1 protein-coding gene is annotated in these 284 nt (G+C 41.2%); it reads left to right on the top strand.

From position 1 onward, the window contains the following. Positions 1 to 230 (top strand): aminotransferase class I/II-fold pyridoxal phosphate-dependent enzyme (locus SB773_RS31170; protein ID WP_410594142.1); only part of this gene is annotated, 230 nt, incomplete at its 5' end. Positions 231 to 284: the final 54 nt, after the last annotated feature.

Genomic DNA, 284 nt, shown 5'->3' with positions numbered 1-284 from the left:
CGAGCGAAACACCGATTACGCCTTGCATTATAGGTGATGAAGCAAAAACGCAGCAATTCTCAAAGAGGCTGAATGAAGAAGGCGTATATGCTAAATCCATCGTATTTCCTACCGTTCCAAAAGGAACAGGAAGAGTGCGGAATATGCCCACTGCTGCTCATACAAAAGAGATGCTGGATCGTGCATTAGCGATTTATGAAAAAGTAGGAAAAGAAATGTCGATCATTTAAGAACATTGCATGCTGTAAAGAGAAAAAGGGGAGGGATTTTTGATGAAAAAGGTC

It is taken from the genome of Bacillus sp. SIMBA_074, assembly GCF_046534555.1.
Classification (GTDB): Bacteria; Bacillota; Bacilli; order Bacillales; family Bacillaceae_G; genus Bacillus_A; species Bacillus_A mycoides.
The sequence above is the reverse complement of the archived record's forward strand: the minus strand, read 5'-3'. Positions and strand labels throughout refer to the sequence as shown.